Genomic DNA, 13686 nt, shown 5'->3' with positions numbered 1-13686 from the left:
GTGCAATGAACCGCTACACCGATCAAGTCGTCCTCGTGACCGGCGGAGCCCAAGGGCTCGGCGCGGGTATGGCCGAGCGATTCGCGGCCGAAGGGGCGGTCGTAGCCATCGGCGACGTCAACGACGTCGCTGCCCGCGACCTCGCTGACCGCCTGGAAAAGGAATTCGGACGCACCTGCCTGGCCCATCCGGTCGACGTCACCTCCTCGGAAGATGTCAACGCCTGGATCGAAGCCGTCGTCCGTGCGCACGGCCGTATCGATGTCCTGGTCAACAACGCCGGAATCATCCGCGACAACCGGATCGAGGACATCGACGACACCGACTGGCACTCGGTATTGGATGTCTCCCTTTCGGGCGCGTTCTTCTGCGCCCGAGCGGTGTTGCCGCACATGCGATCACGCAACTACGGCCGGATCGTCTCGTTCTCCTCGATGAGCTGGCGCGGCAACTTCGGCCAAGCCAACTACGTCGCCGCCAAGGCGGGCATCGTCGGACTCACCCGCACCCTCGCACTCGAAACCGCCCGCCAGGGCATTACCGCCAATGCCATCGCCCCCGGCCTCATCGAAACACCCATGCTCGCTTCGATGAACACCGCGGCCCGCGAAAAGCTGATCGCCAAAGTGCCCCAACGCAAGACCGGACAGCCCCAAGACATCGCCGAGGCCGCCGCCTACCTGTGCTCACCGGCCGCCGGATACGTCAGCGGAGTAGTACTCGACATCGACGGAGGCTTGGGTATCGGCTCATCGATCCGCTAGCGGAAACCGACCGCAGCGGCGTTTCACACTCCGATTGCCTGGCCGATGATGACCTTCATGACCCGGCTGCTGGCAGACCGGTGGAGCTGCCGCGGCTTCCTGCCGGAACCGGTCTCGCGAGACCATCACGCGGGTTCTCGATCTGGCTCGTCGGTCGCCGTCATGGTGTATGTCGGAGGGTCAGGGCAGTTTGATTGCCGACATGTACATTTCGAGGGTAGGTCTGTAGAGGTCGACGTCATCGAGTTGGGTTCCCAGCGCGACCGAGTCGGTGGTGGCGATGAGCACGCGGGCGAACGTCAGTGGGGGAATCAGCAGGGTCGCGCCGATTCGATCGAGGCCCTCGACGATGAATCGTGCCAGGGCTTCGGCGACCTCGACTCGTTTGGTTGCGACCCGCTCCCGGGCCTCGGGGTTGCGCAACAGGTACAGAGTGAATTCGTAGCCCAGCGCGGCGGACTCGGCACCGCGGTCTTCAGCGAGTTGGCGCCACCGCTGGGCGACTTGGTCGAGTTCGTGCGCTCCCACCTGGCTTGCTGCCGATAGCAGGTCGGTGAATGTATCGAAGTAGCGCTGCCAGTACCGGTCGCTCACCGCTAGGAAGAGTTCTTCCTTCGTGGGGAAGTGCTTGTATATGGCGCCTTTGGTGTAGCCCGCCGCATGAGCGATGTCATCGAGGGTTGCCGCCGTGAACCCTTTTTCGGCAAACACCTCTTGCGCGGCATCCAGCAGGAGCGACCGGGTGCGCTCGAGTCGTCGCTCCCTCGTCCATCGCTCAGCCATGTCAGCGAGTATGCCATGAATCTAAGAAACTATTCCGACGCTTAGATTCTTACTGGTATATTTTCGGACGACAAGCTACTGATGGAGGGCGACGATGACTGCCTCATCGACGACAGACAGATACGCCGACACCGAGGTGATAGCTGAAAGGTGTCCGCTCTTCGAGCGGATCCGCATGGGTTGGACAACGGCGATCCCGAAGGAGGCTGCGCGATGAGGGGGCCGTTGGACAGGAAGAAGGCGGCCACCGTCACCGAGGAGATCGGCGGAGTCGCATCATTGGGTGCCAAAACTCAGTCCACGAGCAAGCCCGTCCAGATCTGGGCGATCGTCGGGGGCTTGATCCTGGCGTTCCAGGTGTATGTGTGGATCCGCTGGGTGTCGGGACCATTTTTCGTCCGGGTGCCCACAGGGCCCAGTGACCCGCCGACGTGGATGAAGACGATCCTCATCACGTGGACGGCCGTGATCCTGGTCGGCTGGCCGATCGGCGTCTACTACTTCATCATCAGGCCCTGGCGGCGTGAGCGGCGGATCACGCTCGACGGCATGCTCCTGGTCGCCTGCGGTCTGCTGTTCTTCCAGGATCCGCTCCTGAACTACTTCAACACGTGGAGTACCTACAACACCTGGATGTTCAATCGGGGGTCGTGGGTGGCCCACATTCCGGGTTGGCGCTCGTATGCCGAACCGGGCCAGATGATGGCCGAACCATTGTTGATGAATGCGGCGGGTTATTCCTACGGAGTTCTGCTGTGCACGATCCTCGGATGTTGGATCATGCGCCGTGCGAAGTCGAAGTGGCCGAATATCAGCAACTTCGGATTGATCGGCGTTCTGATCGTGTGGACGTTCTTCTTCGATCTCGTCATCGAGGGCCTCTTCCTGATGCCGATGGGACTTTTCACCTACCCCGGCGCAATTCGATCCCTGTCGATCAATGCCGGCACCTACTACCAATGGCCGATCTATGAAGGACTCATGTGGGGAGGTGTCCAGGCAGGTCTGTGCGCGCTGCGTTATTACACCGACGATCGTGGCCGGACCTTCGTCGAACGAGGACTGGAACGGATCCAGGGCGGGGCCGTGAAGCAGCAGGCTACGCGTTTCCTGGCCATTTTCGCGGCGTGCAGTCTGTTCTTCTTCGTGTTCTACAACCTGCCCGCGCAGTGGTTCGCCATGCACGCCGATCCCTGGCCCGAGGACGTCCAGAAGCGTTCGTACTTCGACATGGGCATCTGCGGTGAAGGGACAGGGCGGCTCTGTCCTGATCCTGTTCTGCCGATCCCCGGCAAGAACACCGGCTACATCAATCCGGAAGGCCGGCTCGTTCTCCCTGATGGCGCAGAGCTTCCGGAAGTCGTTCCATTCGAGCGAGGAAATTAGTATGTCGACCAGTCAATCCACCGCTGTACTCCCGGTTTTGGAAGCACCGTTCTACCGGCCGGTCGGCGACGAGGTAGCAGTCTTTCGGGCCGCGGCCCGACGCGGTTCGCCAGTACTGTTGAAGGGCCCCACAGGATGCGGGAAGACGCGCTTCGTGGAGGCCATGGCCCACGAACTCGGCCGCGAGCTGATCACCGCCGCGGGCCACGAGGACATGACCTCGGCGGACCTGGTTGGCCGTTTCCTGCTCGAGGGTGGGGAAACGGTCTGGGTGGACGGGCCATTGACCCGGGCCGTGCGCGAGGGCGCCATCTTCTATCTGGACGAGGTGGTCGAGGCGCGTCAGGACACCACCGTGGTCATTCATCCGCTCGCCGATCACCGCCGTGAACTGCCGATCGATCGACTCGGCACGACACTGCGGGCGGCCCCCGATTTCCAGCTGGTCATCTCCTACAATCCCGGCTACCAGAGCGTCCTGAAAAGCCTCAAAGAGTCGACCCGCCAGCGTTTCGTTGCCATCGAACTCGACTTCCCGCCCGCCGAGGTCGAGACCGAAGTGGTCGCCGTCGAAGCCGGGATCGGATCGGAGACCGCGACAGCGCTGGTCGAACTCGGTCACGCCATTCGAAACTTGGATGGCTCACCGCTGCGTGAAGTGGCCTCAACCCGGTTGTTGATCCTCGCGGGCGGTCTGGTCGCTGAAGGGCTGAGCCTGCGCAGTGCGGTGCGGTCGGCCGTTGTCCAAGTGCTCTCGGACGATCAGGATGTCGTCCGTGCCCTCGGCGAACTCATCGACGCCGTCCTGCCGCGACCATGAACGGTTCCAATCCGAACAGCCACGACCGGTTTCGCCTCCTCGCCACCTTCATCGCCGGCCGGGCTGTCGAAGTTGCGGAGGCGCCGGCTGGTCAGCCTGCTCACACCAACGGCCAGATCATCTTCGTCTCAGCGGGCCGCTCGGTCGCCGAGCAGCGCCGCGAGATGCTGCTCCAGACCGCGCTGCTCGGTGCGGGGAGTCTGGATCAGCGATTGGTGAAGGCGCTTCGGGCCCGTCCGGCGGTGGCGCGGCGCTACCTGGCGCTGGAAGGTCGGCGAGTGATCGTCGACCTCGCCGAGCGGATTCCACTCGCAGCTGGGCTCGGTCCGCACGAGCCTGCGGCCACCTCGAGCGCCCAGGAGTCGCTCGAGGTGGCCGCAGGCCGAGTACCGGTGGCCGACCCACCGGAGTGGTTCGGTGCCATCAAGCCCTCCCGATTGCTGGCACGCAGTCCCGCACCGGGCGCGCGGGCCACGAACAAAGAGCTGCGCTTGGAATTCGATCCGATCGACTTACCCGAGGCCGACGACGACGGTGACGATGGAGGTGAGCAGTCCGGAAGGAGCAAGATTCTCGCACTGTTCGAAAATCCGCTGTTCAACTCGCGGGCTCTGTCGGACCAACTCCGCAAGCTGTTCGGCAACTCCCGGGCACCCGGGGACGGCTCCGCTGGTGCGGAGATGCAGGTTCGCGCCGTTCGACGGGTGCACCAGGTGGGAGTCGATGCCCGGCCGCTGCCCACACGGATCCAGTTCACCGATGACGGCAAGCCCGGCGCCGCGCTGGGCGTAGGTGGAGCGCTTTATCCGGAGTGGGATGTCCACAACCACCGGTATCGGCCCGAGTGGTGCCGGGTCATCGACTTCCCGCTGACAGTCGCCGCCGACATCTCCGCGGCCGGTGTCCCGCTGGACGACGTGCTTCGGCGACGCTTGTCGCGAATCGGCCTGGGCCCCAAGGTGCTGCGTGGCCGTCCCGATGGCGACGAGCTCGACATCGAGGCGCTCATCGATATGTTCGTCGATCTGCGTTCGGGCTACTCGTCACCGGAAAACATCTATCTGGAACGCCGCAAACTCGGGCGTAATCTCGGCGTCCTCATCCTGCTCGATGCCTCCGGGTCTGCCACCGATACCGATACCGAAGGCCTTGCTGTACACGACCACCAGCGGCGGGCAGCCGCGACATTGGCCGTTACGCTCGAAGAACTCGGCGACCGCGTCGCGGTCTATGCGTTTCGTTCACAGGGGCGCCACGCTGTTCATCTACCGGCGATCAAGACGTTCGGACAGCGTTTCGGCGCCGTCGGGCGAGCCCGGCTCAACCAGCTCCAACCATCGAATTACACGCGCCTGGGCGCAGGCATCCGCGGTGCGGGCGAAATCCTCAAAACCGAAGCAGGCACCGAAAACCGGCTGCTGGTGGTCCTTTCGGACGGCATTCCCTATGACGATGGCTACGAGGGCCGCTACGCCGAAGCCGATGCCCGCAAGGCGCTCGAAGAACTCCGCGCCGACGGTATTGCCTGCCTGTGCCTTTCGATGGGCGCGAGCACCGGCACCGATGCCCTCGAACGGGTTTTCGGTTCCGCCAGCCATGCCAGCGCCGCGACCCTGAGCGACCTGAGCCCGCGGATGGATGAGTTCTTTCTGTCTTCCCTTCGGGAACTCGCCGCACCGAAACCGCGGTAGCGATGAGAGGAGTTCGAGCCAGAGATTCACCGCGCGAATTCGCAACGGGCGATTGATTATTGACGCACCATATCCGGAAGTGCCACGCGCGGGGCAGGAGTTTGTAAACAACCTTCGAGTGCGGTAGTGGGTGCGGCTCTTGCCTCCGATGCGATGCGGCGTCGACTCGACGCCGTGACGGTTGGCGACCCTACTGCGACGTGGGGTGGCGTCGTTCGCCTTCGACATCACGCAGGAAGGATTCGATCAGCTCGATTGCCTCGTCGTGTGCGGTATCGACGTCGAACGCTTCCTCCATACGCAGGAAGCGCGACACGCTGGACATGAGCAGGACCAGTGCTCCCGGGGTGTAGGTTTCGGCGGCGGGGCCGTAGTCGCCGAGAACCTTGGTGACGGCGTCGAGTTGCATGGCGCGGAAGCGTCGGGAGGAGTTGGCGATCTCGGTGCGGATGGCCTTGCGGTGGTTGGCCAGCGCGACGAATTCCATGGTCAACGCGGTGTGGGATTGGTCGTGGATGGCTTCCCACAAGGCCCACAGTGGCTGAGGTGAGGCCAGTGCCTCGAGTTGGCGTTGGTAGCTGCGGTCGGCTCCGCGGCGGAACAGTTCGATGAACAGATTGTCCATATTGCCGAAGTAGTAGTGATACAGGGCGGAATTCGCGTCCGCGCGTGCGGCCACGCGCCGAGTGCTGACGGCGGCGTAGCCCTCCTCCCGCATGATCTGCTCGGCGGCGTCGAGCAGGGCGCTTCGTGTCGGTGAGTCCTCGGCGTCGGATGCGCGAGCGGGCTTCATGGTGTTGGCCTCCCAGGTGTGTGAGGCACGAAGCCTTCGGTGTCGTTGCGATCGTGTGGTTCGTGGTTGCGCGAATAGAAGGTAACCCGCGCTCTTGCCCGTTCGGTCTCCGGCCGCGATCGAGTCGGCCGATGAGTCGGTGACCGTGCTTTCGCAAGTCGCTTGACAGCGGTGAACCAGGTCACGTATATCTTAATCACCTGATTGAATTAATCAGTCGCTTAAGGCCCCTGATGTGGGTCTTCGCGGTCATTCGATGTCCCCGGCGCAACCTCGATCGCTGTCGGGCCGAACGAAGAACGTGGTGTCGCGCGTGGCATATCTCCCTACTCTCATCTCGGCGGTACGACGGCCTCCGCTGTGGATCCGCACCGCCCGCGCTGGCGCGGGAGATATTCGTGGTGTGCCAGCCGGAGGACTCGGGTACCGCAACTCGATCGGCGAGAGGTGTGAACGAGGCACTGGAGAGATCCGCCTTTCGAGCGCTGTCGTTGCCCGTGCAGAGCTGAGGTGTATCGCGCAGGAAAATGAAAGTCGTTGTGTTGCAGTAATCGACCGCCGTGATCCTTGCGTTCTCGCTGATCCTCGTATCCACGTTGGTGCCCGATGACGGGCACCGTCGCCGATACCGACCGCGAGGGTGTCGAGCGGCATCCGGCGAAGCGCCCCAGGGTCGCGGTGGTGACCGGCGGAGCCTCGGGGATGGGGTTGTCGATCTGTGCGGCGTTCGCTGCCGACGGATATCGGGTCGCGGTTCTCGACATCGATGATGGCGCCGCGCAGCGGGCTGCCGAACAGTTGCGTGCCAGCGGTGGCGCGGCGATCGCCTGTGCGGTCGATGTCACCGATCGCGAGGCGGTCGGTGCGGCGATGCGCAAGGTGCGCGCCGAATTCGGTGCGATCGAAATCCTGGTCACCAGTGCGGGGTTGGTCGGTTTCTCGCCGTTCACCGAGATTTCGCCCGAGGCATGGAACCGGGTCGTCGACGTGAATCTCAACGGCGTCTTCCACTGCGCGCAAGCCGTCATCCCGGATATGGTCGCCGCGGGGTGGGGCAGGATCGTGACCATTTCCTCGTCGAGTGCGCAACGCGGATCGCCAGGGATGGTGCACTACACCGCAGCCAAGGGTGCTGTGGTGGCGATGACCAAGGGCCTTGCGCGCGAGTACGCCGCGAGTGGGATCACCGTCAACACCATCCCGCCGTCGGGAATCGACACGCCCATGCAACGGCAGTCGCAGGCAGCCGGAAACCTGCCGGATAACTCCGTGATGGCAAAAGCAATCCCAGTCGGACATCTGGGCACCGGAGACGATATCGCCGCTGCCTGCCTGTTCTTGTGCTCCGACCAGGCCGGCTACATCACCGGCCAGATACTCGGCGTGAACGGCGGGTCGGTGATATGACCGAAGCCACGGCCCCGCGTCTGGTGCCGCTACCGGTGCACGAATGGGACGAACGCACGATCGCGATGCTGTGCGGGCATGTCGGAGCGGCGGACCGGTATCTGTCGGGCGAACCGGACGCGCCACGGATGCCCAATATTCTGGGGGTTTTCGCACATCACACCGAATTGGCTTCGGCGTGGCTGGCCTTCAACGGTCTGCTGCTCGAGCGTCCCGCGCTGGATCCGTTGGACCGGGAACTGGTGATCCTGCGTGTGGCGTGGCGCAGCGGCTCGGACTACGAGTGGAGCCAGCACGCTCGGATGGCCGCCGGTCTGGGGCTCGACGAGCACCAGATCAGGGCAGTGCGTCACGGCCCGGCCGCACCGGGGTGGTCACCCGTGCAACGGCTGCTGCTGACCACGACCGACGAGCTGTTGGAACGCCACTGCGTCACCGACCGCACCTGGACCGAGCTGGCCCGCCATTTCGATGAACGTCAGCTGATCGAATTGCTGTTCGTCGCCGGCTCGTACCTGTGTCTGGCGATGGTGTTCAACAGCGTTGCCCTGCAACCGGACCCGGAAATCGACCGGCCGCGACCGTCCGAACTCCCGGAAATGGAGGAACAACCGTGAGCGAACTAGCGCCCCAGCGCCTTTGGCCCAAGCCTGCTGAAGGCAGTTGGACTCAGCACTATCCGGAGCTGGGGACCGGCATGATGTCGTTCGAGGACTCGGTCTCGCCCGAATTCTTCGAACTCGAGCGCGAGGCGATCTTCAAACGTGCCTGGCTCAATGTCGGCCGGATCGAGCAATTGCCCCGAACCGGTAGCTATTTCACCAAGGAACTCGATGTCGCCCGCACGTCGATCATCGTCGTGCGCGACCGCGACGGGAGTATCCGTGCGCTGCACAATGTGTGCCGCCATCGCGGCAACAAACTCGTGTGGAACGAATTCCCCTGGGAAGAAACGTCGGGCACGTGTCGGCAGTTCACCTGTAAATATCACGGCTGGCGCTACGGACTCGACGGGTCGCTCGCCTTCGTGCAGCAGGAGGGCGAGTTCTTCGACCTGGACAAGAAGGATCTCGGGCTCGCGCCGGTGCATTGCGAGGTGTGGGCGGGGTTCATCTTCATCAACCTCGATGCCGAACCGCGACAGACGCTGCGGGAATTCCTCGGCCCGATGATCACCGATCTAGATGGTTACCCGTTCGACAAGATGACCGAATGGTACGAATTCAAGGCGGACAATCAGAGTAACTGGAAACTGTTCGCCGACGCGTTCCAGGAGTACTACCACGTTCCCGGCCTGCATTCCCAGCAGGTGCCCAGTGCGGTGCGGACCCCGGGAAAGGGTTTCGAGTGCGCGCATTTCCAAGTCGACGGCCCGCACCGGATGGTGTCGACCGGCGGCGCGCGACGTTGGACGATGCCCGCAGAGTTCATGTATCCGATCGAGCGGGTCACTCGAAGCGGCCTGGTGGGGCCGTGGGAATCCCCCGATCTGGGTCCGATGCCGAAGGGATTGAATCCCGGCCGGATCGATCCGTGGGGTATCGACAACTTTCAGATCTTCCCCAATATCGAGATTCTCATCTACCGCGGCTGGTATCTGCTGTACCGGTATTGGCCGACCTCCTACAACAGCCACCGCTTCGAGGGCGTGCTCTGCTTCCAGCCTGCGCGCACGGTTCGCGAGCGGGTCGAGCACGAGGTCGCCTCGGTGGTGTTCAAGGAATTCGCGCTCCAGGACGCGGGCATGCTCACCGGCACGCAGACAGCTTTGGAATCGGCCTACCGGACCGTGGGGATGACGCATTTCCCCGTCAACGACCAGGAGATCCTGGTGCGCCATTTCCACAAGGCGGTCGCCGACTGGGTCGATGAATACCGCACCGACTTGGCGCAGGTGAGTGCGCGATGACAACCACACTGCTGCCACCGGCCTTCGCCGATCTCGAGCCCTTCGCGCGAACCTGGTGTCTGCCAGTCGAATCCGAACGATACAAGCAGCGTCTGAACACGTCGATGGCCGAGATGCAGGCTTTCTACGACGCGTGTTTTCCCCGCGTGGACGACGCGATCACCTACTGCGACAAATTTCCGCTCGACGACCTGCCCGACGACGCGATCCAACTACTGCGGATGGTGTATTCGCTGGTGACCGTCGCGATGGCGATCGAGATCTTCAAGCAGCCCAAACCCGTCGACAGCGCAGACGCCGAACTCGAACGCGTCGCCGAACCCTGGCCCTGACTCGTTTCTCCAAATCGGCCACACCGCCGCGAGCGGGCAATGGCCGGAAGGAGCACACCATCATGACGATCACTATCGACGAACTCAGCCGCGATGTCGGCGCCGAAGTCCATGGCGTCGATCCCCGGACGTTACTCACCGACCCGTCCCTGCCTGACACAATCCTCAATATCCTGGAGCAGCACGGTGTCCTGGTATTCCGCGACCTGCACCTGGATCCCGAGACGCAGGTGGCGTTCTGCCGCAAACTGGGCGAGGTCGATACCTCACCCGGGCATCATCCGGTCGAGGGCATATACCGGGTCAGCCTCGACACGACAAAGAATTCCTCGGCGAGCTATCTGCGTGCGACCTTCGACTGGCATATCGACGGCTGCACTCCAGAGGACGATGCCTACCCCCAGAAGGCGACCATGCTCACCGCCAAGGCCGTCGCGGCCAGCGGTGGAGAAACCGAATTCGCCAGCACCTACGCGGCTTTCGACAATCTGAGTGCCGCGGAACAGAAGTACCTTGCGCCGTTTCGCGTCCTGCATTCGCTCGAGGCGTCTCAACGGGGTGTGACCGCAGATCCGACACCGGAACAACTCGCCGTGTGGCGACGCCGACCGACCAAGCAACACCCGTTGATCTGGACCCACAGATCCGGACGTCGCTCACTGGTACTCGGGGCGTCGACCGACCACGTCATAGGCTTGCCCCCGCGCGAGAGCCGCGCGTTGCTCGACGGTCTGCTGCGTCGCTGCACCGCACCCGAGCGCGTCTACCGGCACGAGTGGTCGGTCGGTGACACCGTGATCTGGGACAACCGGGGCGTCATCCACCGTGCGGCCCCGTATCCGCAGGACTCACCGCGAGAGATGCTGCGCACCACCGTACTCGGCGAAGAACCGATCGAATAACCCCCTTCCGCAGACCATTTCAGGAGTCAACCCAATGCCTCGTTGGCCCAAGCCCGCCGAGGGCAGCTGGACGCAGCACTATCCCGAGCTCGGCACGGAACCGATGTCCTACGAGGACTCGATCTCGCCGGAGTTCTTCGAACTCGAACGTGAGGCGATCTTCAAACGCGCATGGCTCAATATCGGTCGCGTCGAACAACTTCCGCGCACCGGAAGCTACTTCACCAAGGAGATCCACGCCGCGTACACCTCGGTGATCATCGTGCGCGACCGTGACGGCGGTATCAACGCCTTCCACAACATCTGCCGCCACCGCGGCAACAAACTCGTGTGGAACGAAATCCCGCGCGAGGAAACCTCCGGCACCTGTCGCCAGTTCACCTGCAAATACCACGGCTGGCGCTACGGACTCGACGGCGCACTGACCTTCGTGCAGCAGGAAGAGGAGTTCTTCGACCTCGACAAGGCGAATCTGGGCCTAGCGAAGCTGCACTGCGAGGTCTGGTCGGGATTCATCTTCGTCAACCTCGCCGCCGAGCCGCGTCAGAGTTTGCGAGAATTCCTGGGCCCGATGGTGACCGGTCTGGAAGGCTACCCGTTCGATCGACTCACCGAGCGCTATTCGTACCGATCCGAGGTCGGAGCGAACTGGAAGCTGTACATGGACGCTTTCCAGGAGTTCTATCACGCACCCGTTCTGCACGGAAAGCAGACTCCGGACAACTTCTCTGTCGCCGCGCAGCAGGCCGGATTCGAGGCGCCGCACTACCAACTCGACGGACCGCACCGGCTCGTCAGCACGTCCGGCGTCGTCACCTGGGAACTCGATCCCACCATGCGTAAACCCATGGAGGACATCACCCGCAGCGGTCTATTCGGGCCGTGGGACGTCCCGGATCTGGGTCCAATGCCCGAAGGGCTCAATCCGGCGGGCTGCGACCCGTGGGGCCTGGACTCCTTCCAGCTGTGGCCGAACTTCGTCATTCTCATCTGGTCCGGCGGCTGGTATCTGACTTACCAATACTGGCCGACCTCGTACAACACCCACATTTTCGAAGGCAACCTGTATTTCCCGCCCGCCCGCACCCCACGCGATCGGGTCGCGCACGAAATGGCCGCGGTCACCTTCAAAGAGTATGGGCTGCAAGATTCTTCGACGCTGGAGGCGACGCAGCTGATGCTCGAATCCCGCGCGGTCACCACATTCCAACTCAACGATCAGGAGATCCTGTTGCGGCACCTGCACAAGGTCGCCGCCGACTGGGTCGGCGATTACGAACGCGAGCGTGCGGAGGCCCGGCGATGAGCGAAACACTGTTGCCCGGCGAATTCGCCGACCTGGAATCGTATGCGGCAGTGTGGTGCCTGCCCACCGAAACCGAACGCTACCGCCGCCGCCTGGACAGTTCGATGGACGATATGCAGCGGTTCTACGACGCCATCACCCCGCGCGCCGAGGACGCGCTCGCCTACTGCGACAAATTCACGATCGACGATATACCCGAAGACGCCAAAAATCTGATGTACCTGCTGTATTCGATGATCCAGGTGTCCTTCCCCGTCGAAGTGTGGAGTCAGCCACGCATACCGGACACCGGGTCGGCATCGTTGACCTGTGTGATCGAGCCCGGCCTGTGAACGATCAGGTGATCGTGCTGCGGGCCGGGGCCTGGGTCGACGTCGAGACCGGGCAGCGGCACACCCCGGCGGTGATCGTCGTCGAGGGCAACCGCATCGTCGCGATCGACCCGCCCGAGCTGCCCGCCGGTGCGCAGGTCATCGACCTGGGTGAGCTCACCCTGCTGCCCGGGTTGATGGATATGGAGGTCAACCTGCTCATCGGCGGCCCGGACAATCCCTCGGGGCTGCCGAACCCGATGCACGGCGTGCAGGACGATCCGGTGTATCGCACCTTGCGGGCCACGGTGAACGCAGGCACCACCTTGCGCGCCGGATTCACCACGGTCCGCAACCTCGGTCTGATGGTCAAGACCGGTGGCTACCTGCTCGATGTGGACCTCGGCCGCGCCATCGAACAGGGCTGGATCGAGGGACCGCGCATCGTCGCCGCAGGACACGCGATCACCCCCACCGGAGGTCATCTCGACCCGACCATGTTCCAACGCCTCGCACCGCACATCATGCCGCTCAGTGTCGAGGAGGGGCGCGCCAACGGGGTTCCGCAGGTCCGCGAATCGGTCCGGTACCAGATCAAATACGGTGCGGAGGTCATCAAGATCTCCGCATCCGGCGGGGTGATGTCACACGGCACAGTCGCGGGAGCTCAGCAGTACTCGGACGAGGAACTGGTCGCGATCGTCGACGAAGCCCACCGTGCCGGGGTTCGGGTCGCCGCGCACGCGCACGGTGATGCCGGAATTCGTGCCTGCATCCGCGCCGGAGTCGACTGCATCGAACACGGCTCACTCGCCACCGACGACACCATCGCCATGATGGTCGAACACGGTACGTTCCTCGTACCGACGAGCTACCTGTCCGAAGGTCTCGATGTCTCCAAAGCCGCACCGGCACTGCAGAAGAAAGCCGCCGAGGTCTTCCCCCGCGCTCGCGAAACCCTACGCAGGGCCATCCACGCCGGGGTCAAGATCGCCTGCGGCACGGACGCTCCCGCTATCCCGCACGGCCACAACGCCAAAGAACTGTGGGCGCTGGTCGACCGCGGCATGACACCGGCGCAGGCATTGCGCGCGGCGACGATCACCAGCGCCGAACTCATCGGCGTCGAGGACCGTGGGCGTCTGGCACCAGGGCTGCTGGCCGACATCATCGCGGTACCCGGCGACCCGACCGCCGACATCTCCGTCATCGAAGACGTGCGATTCGTCATGAAAGACGGCCACATCCACAAGAACAGCTGAAACTACCCCTACTCAGGAGG

At 63.5% G+C, this 13686-nt stretch carries 14 protein-coding genes; 12 read left to right on the top strand and 2 right to left on the bottom strand.

Annotated elements, in window-relative coordinates; all coding sequences use genetic code 11:
- Positions 1-5: 5 nt before the first annotated feature.
- The gene (locus ACIBG0_RS20725) at positions 6-764 is read left to right on the top strand and encodes an SDR family NAD(P)-dependent oxidoreductase (RefSeq protein WP_397034567.1); all 759 of its coding nucleotides are present in this window, start codon (positions 6-8) and stop codon (positions 762-764) included.
- Between the two features lie 180 nt (positions 765-944).
- Here the strand turns inward: ACIBG0_RS20725 and ACIBG0_RS20720 are convergent, their stop codons facing one another.
- Entirely contained in the window at positions 945-1547 is a 603-nt protein-coding gene (locus ACIBG0_RS20720; RefSeq protein WP_397034566.1) for a TetR/AcrR family transcriptional regulator, read from the bottom strand.
- Positions 1548-1760: 213 nt separating this feature from the next.
- Between ACIBG0_RS20720 and ACIBG0_RS20715 the strand changes: the two genes are divergently transcribed.
- The 3 genes from ACIBG0_RS20715 to ACIBG0_RS20705 are packed head-to-tail and all read left to right on the top strand — an operon-like array spanning position 1761 to position 5444.
- Entirely contained in the window at positions 1761-2933 is a 1173-nt protein-coding gene (locus tag ACIBG0_RS20715; RefSeq protein WP_397034641.1) for a spirocyclase AveC family protein, read from the top strand.
- Between the two features lies 1 nt (position 2934).
- Complete coding sequence (locus ACIBG0_RS20710; protein ID WP_397034565.1) at positions 2935-3753, top strand: AAA family ATPase; 819 nt, start codon at positions 2935-2937, stop codon at positions 3751-3753.
- The gene (locus tag ACIBG0_RS20705) at positions 3750-5444 is read left to right on the top strand and encodes a nitric oxide reductase activation protein NorD (protein WP_397034564.1); all 1695 of its coding nucleotides are present in this window, start codon (positions 3750-3752) and stop codon (positions 5442-5444) included. Before ACIBG0_RS20710 ends, ACIBG0_RS20705 begins: the two co-directional genes overlap by 4 nt.
- Positions 5445-5634: 190 nt before the next feature.
- Here ACIBG0_RS20705 and ACIBG0_RS20700 read toward each other — a convergent pair whose 3' ends face one another.
- Positions 5635-6237: a TetR/AcrR family transcriptional regulator gene (locus ACIBG0_RS20700; protein ID WP_397034563.1), complete on the bottom strand. Its 603-nt coding sequence runs from the start codon at positions 6235-6237 to the stop codon at positions 5635-5637.
- Positions 6238-6843: 606 nt separating this feature from the next.
- Between ACIBG0_RS20700 and ACIBG0_RS20695 the strand changes: the two genes are divergently transcribed.
- From ACIBG0_RS20695 to ACIBG0_RS20660, 8 genes are read left to right on the top strand one after another with little or no spacing between them, the layout of a single operon-like run.
- A complete protein-coding gene (locus ACIBG0_RS20695) occupies positions 6844-7644 on the top strand; it encodes an SDR family NAD(P)-dependent oxidoreductase (protein WP_397034562.1) in 801 nt (266 codons plus the stop codon).
- Complete coding sequence (locus ACIBG0_RS20690; RefSeq protein ID WP_327097623.1) at positions 7641-8261, top strand: carboxymuconolactone decarboxylase family protein; 621 nt, start codon at positions 7641-7643, stop codon at positions 8259-8261. Before ACIBG0_RS20695 ends, ACIBG0_RS20690 begins: the two co-directional genes overlap by 4 nt.
- Positions 8258-9553: an SRPBCC family protein gene (locus tag ACIBG0_RS20685; RefSeq protein WP_397034561.1), complete on the top strand. Its 1296-nt coding sequence runs from the start codon at positions 8258-8260 to the stop codon at positions 9551-9553. The genes ACIBG0_RS20690 and ACIBG0_RS20685 overlap by 4 nt, the downstream gene beginning before the upstream one ends.
- A complete protein-coding gene (locus tag ACIBG0_RS20680; protein ID WP_329407074.1) occupies positions 9550-9885 on the top strand; it encodes a hypothetical protein in 336 nt (111 codons plus the stop codon). The genes ACIBG0_RS20685 and ACIBG0_RS20680 overlap by 4 nt, the downstream gene beginning before the upstream one ends.
- A gap of 59 nt (positions 9886-9944) precedes the next feature.
- The gene (locus tag ACIBG0_RS20675; RefSeq protein WP_397034640.1) at positions 9945-10787 is read left to right on the top strand and encodes a TauD/TfdA dioxygenase family protein; all 843 of its coding nucleotides are present in this window, start codon (positions 9945-9947) and stop codon (positions 10785-10787) included.
- Positions 10788-10821: 34 nt separating this feature from the next.
- The gene (locus ACIBG0_RS20670; RefSeq protein WP_397034560.1) at positions 10822-12093 is read left to right on the top strand and encodes an aromatic ring-hydroxylating dioxygenase subunit alpha; all 1272 of its coding nucleotides are present in this window, start codon (positions 10822-10824) and stop codon (positions 12091-12093) included.
- The gene (locus tag ACIBG0_RS20665; RefSeq protein ID WP_397034559.1) at positions 12090-12425 is read left to right on the top strand and encodes a hypothetical protein; all 336 of its coding nucleotides are present in this window, start codon (positions 12090-12092) and stop codon (positions 12423-12425) included. Before ACIBG0_RS20670 ends, ACIBG0_RS20665 begins: the two co-directional genes overlap by 4 nt.
- On the top strand, positions 12422-13666 hold the full coding sequence (locus ACIBG0_RS20660; protein ID WP_397034558.1) for an amidohydrolase family protein: 1245 nt from the start codon (positions 12422-12424) through the stop codon (positions 13664-13666). The genes ACIBG0_RS20665 and ACIBG0_RS20660 overlap by 4 nt, the downstream gene beginning before the upstream one ends.
- Positions 13667-13686: the final 20 nt, after the last annotated feature.

The sequence above is a fragment of the Nocardia sp. NPDC050630 genome (genome assembly GCF_044457245.1).
Classification (GTDB): domain Bacteria; phylum Actinomycetota; class Actinomycetes; order Mycobacteriales; family Mycobacteriaceae; genus Nocardia.
This window is presented reverse-complemented; position numbering and strand designations above follow the sequence as displayed.